The organism is Mesorhizobium sp. M0571 (assembly GCF_040320985.1).
In the GTDB taxonomy this organism is placed as follows: domain Bacteria; phylum Pseudomonadota; class Alphaproteobacteria; order Rhizobiales; family Rhizobiaceae; genus Mesorhizobium.
The window spans coordinates 1-7,121 of record NZ_JAMYQT010000106.1 but is presented as its reverse complement, the minus strand read 5'-3'; the positions used below and the strand labels follow the sequence as shown (position 1 = coordinate 7,121).

The 7,121-nt window shown below is 60.3% G+C and carries 5 protein-coding genes and 1 pseudogene; 2 read left to right on the top strand and 4 right to left on the bottom strand.

All coding sequences use genetic code 11. The features are described from left to right. Positions 1 to 203 precede the first annotated feature (203 nt). Both NKI85_RS37120 and NKI85_RS37115 read left to right on the top strand, forming a co-directional pair. A pseudogene (locus NKI85_RS37120) lies at positions 204 to 1,064 on the top strand (hypothetical protein); the annotation flags it as partial. Between the two features lie 559 nt (positions 1,065 to 1,623). Further along, positions 1,624 to 1,929, top strand: a complete 306-nt coding sequence (locus tag NKI85_RS37115; RefSeq protein ID WP_352780824.1) for a hypothetical protein — start codon at positions 1,624 to 1,626, stop codon at positions 1,927 to 1,929. Positions 1,930 to 2,708: 779 nt separating this feature from the next. Here NKI85_RS37115 and NKI85_RS37110 read toward each other — a convergent pair. The 4 genes from NKI85_RS37110 to NKI85_RS37095 form a co-directional block, all read right to left on the bottom strand. Further along, positions 2,709 to 2,885 (bottom strand): hypothetical protein, encoded by a 177-nt coding sequence (locus tag NKI85_RS37110; RefSeq protein ID WP_352780821.1) that lies wholly within the window; start codon positions 2,883 to 2,885, stop codon positions 2,709 to 2,711. 245 nt (positions 2,886 to 3,130) lie between these two features. Beyond that, on the bottom strand, positions 3,131 to 3,565 hold the full coding sequence (locus NKI85_RS37105; protein ID WP_352531720.1) for a CopG family transcriptional regulator: 435 nt from the start codon (positions 3,563 to 3,565) through the stop codon (positions 3,131 to 3,133). Between the two features lie 4 nt (positions 3,566 to 3,569). Further along, positions 3,570 to 5,567: a conjugal transfer protein TraG gene (locus tag NKI85_RS37100; RefSeq protein ID WP_352531718.1), complete on the bottom strand. Its 1,998-nt coding sequence runs from the start codon at positions 5,565 to 5,567 to the stop codon at positions 3,570 to 3,572. Positions 5,568 to 6,411: 844 nt separating this feature from the next. After that, positions 6,412 to 6,549, bottom strand: a complete 138-nt coding sequence (locus tag NKI85_RS37095) for a hypothetical protein (protein ID WP_352531716.1) — start codon at positions 6,547 to 6,549, stop codon at positions 6,412 to 6,414. Between the last annotated feature and the right edge of the window lie 572 nt (positions 6,550 to 7,121).

The following is a 7,121-nucleotide window of genomic DNA, read 5'->3' as shown; positions in this document are numbered from 1 at the left end:
TCTCGTCTGGGCATGAATGGACCTCTCCTGGAGCAGAATAAACGGTCTGGCGCGGCGAAGGTTTCGCCACGCTAGCTCGTTGAGCAGTTTCACCGATCGCCTCATTGGCTTCCCCTTGCGGCTCTGACCATACGTTCTGGTGTTCTTGGACCCAAATGAGCTGCACCGCGTTGTTTGCGAGCAGTGCTGTGCTTCGCAATCTCATGCAAAAATCCGACGCCCCTGCTGCACCGCAGACAGTTCCTGGTGCCGAAGCGCGCTTTCCGTACGATCGAGCGGCGGTTGAGCGGTTTCGACAGGCATTCCCGCGCGCCAGGTGGAGTGACGAGCGCACAAGCTGGTTCGTGCCGGGAAAGACTGCCGCGCGGCGCATCCAGCGCTGGCTTGCGCAAGAGGCGGATCTGCGAGTAGCACACGATGACGGCAAGGGACGAGACGCCTTCGCCTTCGATCCCCTGTCGAGCCGGTATCTGGAAGTCGCGGACGACCTGCGCATCCGCACGCCATATTCGCGGACGGTTCTCGAAGAACTGCGAGCCGTTCCATGGGCGAGCTGGGACGACGAACTGCGGGCCTGGAGGGTGCCTTTCCGCTCCTACGAGGAGTTGAGGCGCCATTGGCCAAGTATCGAAAGGGCCGCACGCCGCGCAGAACCGGAGGAGAGGAAACGGCGACGGGAAGCGTCCAAAGACTCCGAGGAATATAAAGCCGCCAGATTGCGGTATGCCGAACGCAGGCGACGTCGCTATCCACTGCCCCCTGACGATTTACCCCAGCTTGGCCGTGCCATGGCAACGGAGCAATACGGCATCGTGGTCTTCACCGAGATTTCGGGCGAACTCGTCGACGCCTCGGAGCTAGCAGCGTTCTATCAGCATTTGATCGAGGCGAACGTCGACTATGTCTGGGGCAGATGGCGTCCGGCGACATTGACTGAATTGATTAGAACATGGCCCGCTCGGCGTGCTGCCGGGTTAACGGAACGGCAGCGAGGCTGGTGGCAACCAACGCTGCCCGAGCTCAGGATAGCTCGCCAAAAAGCTCGAAGCCTGGCCCCGAAGAAGGGCAAGGCTTGGACCGCTTCCAGCGTCTGTCCGGTTGCTCTGGTGTTGAAATGTCAACCGATCGGAACCTTCCATGTGCAGCAATTGCGAACACCATATGAGCTGGCTGAACATTGCCGGATGATGGCGTCGCTGGCCTTGAAGATCGGGACGCATGAAACCGAACTTGACCTGCCGTAGGCGCGCGACACCCGCATCAATGATCTGCTGCAATAACCCGCGTGGCAGCTGAAGCCAGCGTCGGCGTTCTTCGAGTTTACCGGACGAAGTACCCGAAGGCGAAGGATCCATTTTCGCTCCACGCTCCGCGTTTATGGCCATCGCCGACCGAGAGGAAGTTCGCCGCTCCGCTAACGCGGGCCTGGGCGCGCCAAGGTCATCGCTGAATGTAAAGCCATTTCTGCAGAATTCGACGCACACAATGCCGATCCGAGGCCAACTGGGAGTGCATACCCCAGCTTGGAATTGTGCGGAACCGTACGAAGCCGATTGCAAGCAACCAACCTGGTTGGCCGGGCATTAGCAAAGCATCAATTTGGAAAGCATCGGGAGGAAGACCATGCTGCACGTTAACATGCCTCGCGAATTTGAGGTCGGCGATGAGGTTGCGCTGGCAGGTACCGTCATCACGATTCTCCCCAGCGGGCGCGCCAGGGTGAGCATTCCTTCGTATGACCATCCTTATACGATTGATCCGCCACCCAAAGTCCGGGCCGGCGACCGAGTGGTTCTTGTTGGGGACGTCACCCGCATCGATTGCGGGGCGAACAAACTCTCTGTGCGGACTGACTGCGGCGGGGTGATCACGGTCGACAAGTCGGCGATCACTCGGCTGAGAAAGCACCGCCGGACTTCAGCGGGTTGACGCTCCGGCGATACAACGGCCGGTGTCGGCGTAGGGAAGATGCCAACGCCTTTGAACAGCCCAAGGGTGCGGCGCGGTCCAGCCGGATATGGAGCGGACGAACGGATAAATGGGAGCTCGACGGCTAGGGCACGCGTCCAGCGTAGTGCGTCCCTGGCGTCTTCGGATTACTGGTGAAGCAAGTCAGATCTGGCCTATCGCAACCGCGCCTCACCTGCCGTCCAGCGTTCGGATTCGCGATCGTCGCTCTCGGCAACAGGCGGCGCGCCCGTCCAGGACGTGTCGCACGTGTGCGCTGTGGACGCCCAGCACATTTCGGGTGAAGACAGCGCGGGCATCGCGATCGATCGTAACCTTTCTCTGCAACGAGCGCCTGATCGCCGGTCAGTAGTTTCAATCGCGATGGGCTCCGGCTCGTACCCATTATGGAGATCACATGTTCGTCCCGGGCCCCGATGCCGGCAATAGGTCTGCTTCGGAGCGTCGCGACGGAACTGGGCGACATGGTTGCGGTGGAGTAAGCGCCCTCCCCTGGGTTAACAACCCGGTCGGTGACGGCCGCGACCGCATCGACAACAACCGCAACGGCAATCAAGTCGTCCCTGAAAGGCCGCAAGGTATCTGTCACGACATAGCGTGCCGGCGAAGCTCCGCCCTTGCGACGGGGATTCGTTGTAAGCCGATCAGACGGCAACGCCGGGCCAGATGAGCGAGAACTTACCCTCGGTGTGGGTCTCGACCAGGCTCGACGTTCGTCGAGGGTCGTCGGTAACTGCCGACTACGAGTCAAGGTCGTAGGGCTCGTGGCCCAGCTCGTTGTGATGAAACGCCTCTGCCATACACCTGATGTCGAACGCCTGACCGCACGCCGGGCAGACGACGAAATACTCCTCCTCCCGAAGTGGCGATGCATCGTGGTCTTGGGGGATGACGATGTCATTGTATTCGTCGGGCATTGGGTCCTCCGGCAACGCCGCCCGCCATGCTGGAACGCCTGCCGGCAGGATTTGTTTCAAAGTTACTGCGCCTAAGAAGAAGCCCTGGGCATCGATTGTGGCCCGATGTCCGGTTTCGCTGGCAATAACCCTTGCCGAGGCCCGCCGCTGCGATGAACGGTGATCTGATGGGCATCAGCTGCGCAAAATAGCTCCGAAATCGGACACTGGGGTTGGGCTGTTGAAGCGCCTGTCTTGCCGGCAGCTCATCCAGTCGCTGGCGGCGCTGGCGGGACATCGCCGGCTATTTCTTGCCTCAGCCTTGGTCCTTTGCTGAGCCGGCGACCGAGTGCATCGACGAAATTGTCATAACGCTGCAGACCCTTCGCGCGGGCTTCGGCCTGAGCGGATTCCGGCAAGGCTGGGGTCGAGTTGAGCCAAAACCGGACGAACAATGCTAGCGTCTCAATAGCAATTCCGACGTCACGCTCGACACGCTGCACGCGTCGATCGATCTGGTCGAGGCGGCGAGTTATCGCCGCTTGCTTCCGCTCTTCGGCTTCCGGCGACAGAAACGATGCGAGCGCAGCCTCGGCGACCAGTGACAGCGAGACCTCGCGCCGCCCAGCGTAATCGGCCAGTCCGTTCATCACGTCAGGATCAAGATAGGCAGACAGACGTTTTTTCTTCGCGTTCTTCATGCGCTCAAAGCTCAATGCCATCAGTGGGGTCAAGGGCGGCCTGGCGTGCAGCGCGTCTCATAGCTTGATCGACACTGCGACGACGGCCGGCGTCATCGTCGGGCTCGTCCCTGTCGACGTCGAACTCGTCGTCGCGCTGTGTTGTTCGCTTGGGTGCGATGTCCTCGTGTTCGGGAAGCTCGGGCTGGCGACGGATGCCGCTATTGGCCGGATCCTCGTCCTGCTGATCCTTGACGCGCCACGATTTTTGAGGATTGCCTTCCGGCTCAGCAAGGACCGTCGTTCCGGTCCAGTCGTCAGAGTGCGCGGTTGGCATGGTCGCTCCGGCTTTCGGTGGTGGCAGGACACGCTCGGCCAGGCGCGGATCGGCGAAGTAGCGTGCTTTCTTCGCTCGGATTGGGAACTGGCCAGAGATCATGATGATGGCATCGGTCGGCGGAAGCTGCATGATCTCGCCCGGCGTCATCAGCGCACGCGCCGTTTCCTGCCGCGACACCATCAGGTGCCCGAGCCAGGGCGACAATCTGTGCCCCGCATAGTTTTTCATGGCGCGCAACTCGGTCGCAGTCCCCAGAGAGTCTGAGACGCGCTTGGCTGTCCGCTCGTCATTGGTGGCGAAGCTCACCCGCACATGACAATTGTCGAGGATGGAGTTGTTCGGTCCATAGGCCTTCTCGATCTGATTGAGCGACTGCGCGATCAGGAACGATTTGATCCCATAGCCGGCCATGAAGGCCAGCGCGCTTTCGAAGAAATCGAGCCGGCCGAGCGCCGGGAACTCGTCGAGCATCATCAAGAGACGCTGTCGGTGATCCTTCGCATGGAGATCTTCCGTCAGCCTGCGGCCGATCTGGTTGAGCACAAGGCGGATGAGAGGCTTTGTGCGACTGATATCCGATGGCGGCACGACCAAATAGAGCGTCGTCGGCCGTGTCTCCTCGACAAGGTCGGCGATCCGCCACTCGCAGCATGACGTCACTTTGTCCACAACCGGATCCCGGTACAGACCAAGAAAGCTCATGGCCGTCGAGAGCACGCCGGAGCGCTCGTTTTCGGATTTGTTGAGCAGTTCTCGGGCAGCCGACGCCACGACCGGGTGCGGGCCGGCATCGCCCAAATGCCGGGTCAACATCATGGCGCGCAACGTCGTCTCGATTGGCCTCTGTGGATCGGAGAGGAAGTTTGCCACGCCGGCAAGGGTCTTGTCTTTCTCCGCATAGAGCACATGCAGAATGGCGCCGACCAGCAGCGCATGGCTGGTCTTCTCCCAGTGGTTGCGGCGTTCCAATGTGCCTTCCGGGTCGACCAGGACATCTGCCACGTTCTGCACATCTCGAACTTCCCGCTCGCCTCGTCGCACCTCCAGCAGAGGGTTATAGGCGGCGGATGTGGCATTGGTCGGATCGAACAGAAGCACCCGGCCGAAACGTGCTCGCCATCCGGCCGTCAGTTCCCAGTTTTCGCCTTTGATGTCGTGGACAATTGCCGAACCCGGCCAGGTCAGCAGCGACGGCACGACCAAGCCAACGCCCTTGCCGCTTCGGGTCGGCGCAAAACACAGCACGTGTTCCGGACCGTCATGGCGTAGATAGGCACGGTCAAATTTGCCGAGCACCACGCCATCCGGACCGACTATGCCTGCGGCTCTGATTTCGTCTCGCGTCGCCCAGCGTGCCGAGCCATAGGTGGCGGAGTCCTTTGCCTCGCGCGCGCGCCACACCGACATCCCGATCGCGGTGGCGATCGCCATCAGGCTGCCGCTTGCCGCAATCGCCGCGCCCTCAACGAAGACCTTCGGCGCGTAGGCATCATAGAAAAACCACCACCAGAAGAATGCCGGCGGGGGATAAATGGGCTGTCCCGCCAGTTCGAACCAGGACGGACCGAGTTGGCTCTGAAAGCCGAGCCGCCATGCCGTCCATTGTGTCGCTGCCCATATCGTCACGAGGACGAACCCAAGGGCGGTGAGGACCTGTCCCCACAAAATCTTGGTAGCCGGCACTTGTCGTTTCTCCGATCTGAATGACCCGAACAAGAAGAAAGACCGAGTGTCGAGATCTGCAAGGGGGAGGAGTTGTCAAAAGCGGCAGGACGTACTCTGAGATCGAAAGACTTGCAGAATTCGGTCCGAGACTTCTGCGCGCCACCTTGGAACAAATCGTGACTGTTCTCATTGTGGTGGTCGTCAAGGAGATCAACTAAATCGCAGATTTGCACAACTATCCCGCTTGCGCCTCGAATGGGAAAGGGGTCCGACACACCTGGCATTTGGAACGTCCGGCCCCAGAGCCGCTCGATCTCTTGCGCCCGATCGCACTGTCTGCCGACGACCTGATCACGGGCAGCCGCGCATAAGATCCGCAATTTGCAAGATGATCGCGGCTGCGGTGGCTATTTGTCGACGAAAGCCGGCTGCAGAACCGTCGCTGGTTCTCGAAGGAGAGTGCGGCAACTGCGCCAAAGCGCGACGTTATCGGGAACGAATCCGTGTGTTGGGTTTAGCTCCGCTTCGGCGTCGTGTCCCCCAAACATTCCAGCGCTGTGGTCTGATTGCGTGCAAGCCAGCGCCCCCCGCACGAACGTGACGATGCAAAGCGAGTCGGCAGCCCCGGACCAAATTGAGACTCGCTAATCCGTCGGCGGCGACCGCCAGCCGCCCACCGATCGCTCAACGCAGCTGCGCTTCGAGATATGTCGGCCTGCTACCCACCGCGCCTCCGTCCAGGCTCCCTGTTCCAGGCGATTTGACGCGCGCACCTTAGGCTTGGCGCGCCACCAGGTCAGCAAACCGCTGCGCCCAACCTTGGTCGCCGGCAACGCCATCGCGAACGCTTTCCCAGCCTTTGCTAATGCTGCTCATGTTGACTGGATGCGGCAACAGCCAGTGCTGCGGCATCGGCAATTTTCGCGACGTCGTCGCTGCTGATGGTTCCGCGCTTTTCCAGAAGGTTTAAAAGTTCGACAACGAGAAGGAAGGCGTTCACGCCCTACCGTTCGACTCTGAGCTCGGATGCGCCCCGCGCCAGTTTCTCCGAGTCTCCCTCGACCCTTTTGTCCATGATTTGGTCGCCTCCCGTTGCGGCAAAGCTATTATAAATTAACACGTGTTCTAACCCTCCTCCATCTGAAACACCCGCCGTGCCCATGAGCACGGCGGGTTGATTAAGCATGCCCAAGGCCTGGTGCTCGCAGATCTATAAATCGATTGCCGCCCAAGAACCTATCAAACACGCTTCGCCCCGCCGCTTAACTTGGAAACGGCGGGCTCCTCCTTCCCAAGTCGTTCAGGTCACTGGATGACTTTGACGATCTTGCGTGTGCCTGGATCAACGACAACGGTCCGGTTGTCGACGACGTGCACCAGTTTTCGCGGTCTCCATCACCTTCTTGGTGATAGGAATAATCGCTAGCTGATACTCGTTAGCCAGAAATGACGCTCCAACAGCCCCGAATTTGTATCTGCGCAGAAATGTCCCTTCCTGCGCTGATAGGATGCGTACGCCATTCCTCGATTGGCGGGCGGATCCTCATTTGCAGCTGCGTGGGATGTCGAGTG

Excerpts from the sequence above, each read along its gene's own strand:
- NKI85_RS37115 (WP_352780824.1), top strand. The coding sequence starts at position 1,624 with ATGCTGCACGTTAACATGCCTCGCGAATTTGAGGTCGGCGATGAGGTT.
- NKI85_RS37105 (WP_352531720.1), bottom strand. The coding sequence starts at position 3,565 with ATGAAGAACGCGAAGAAAAAACGTCTGTCTGCCTATCTTGATCCTGAC.
- NKI85_RS37110 (WP_352780821.1), bottom strand. The coding sequence starts at position 2,885 with ATGCCCGACGAATACAATGACATCGTCATCCCCCAAGACCACGATGCA.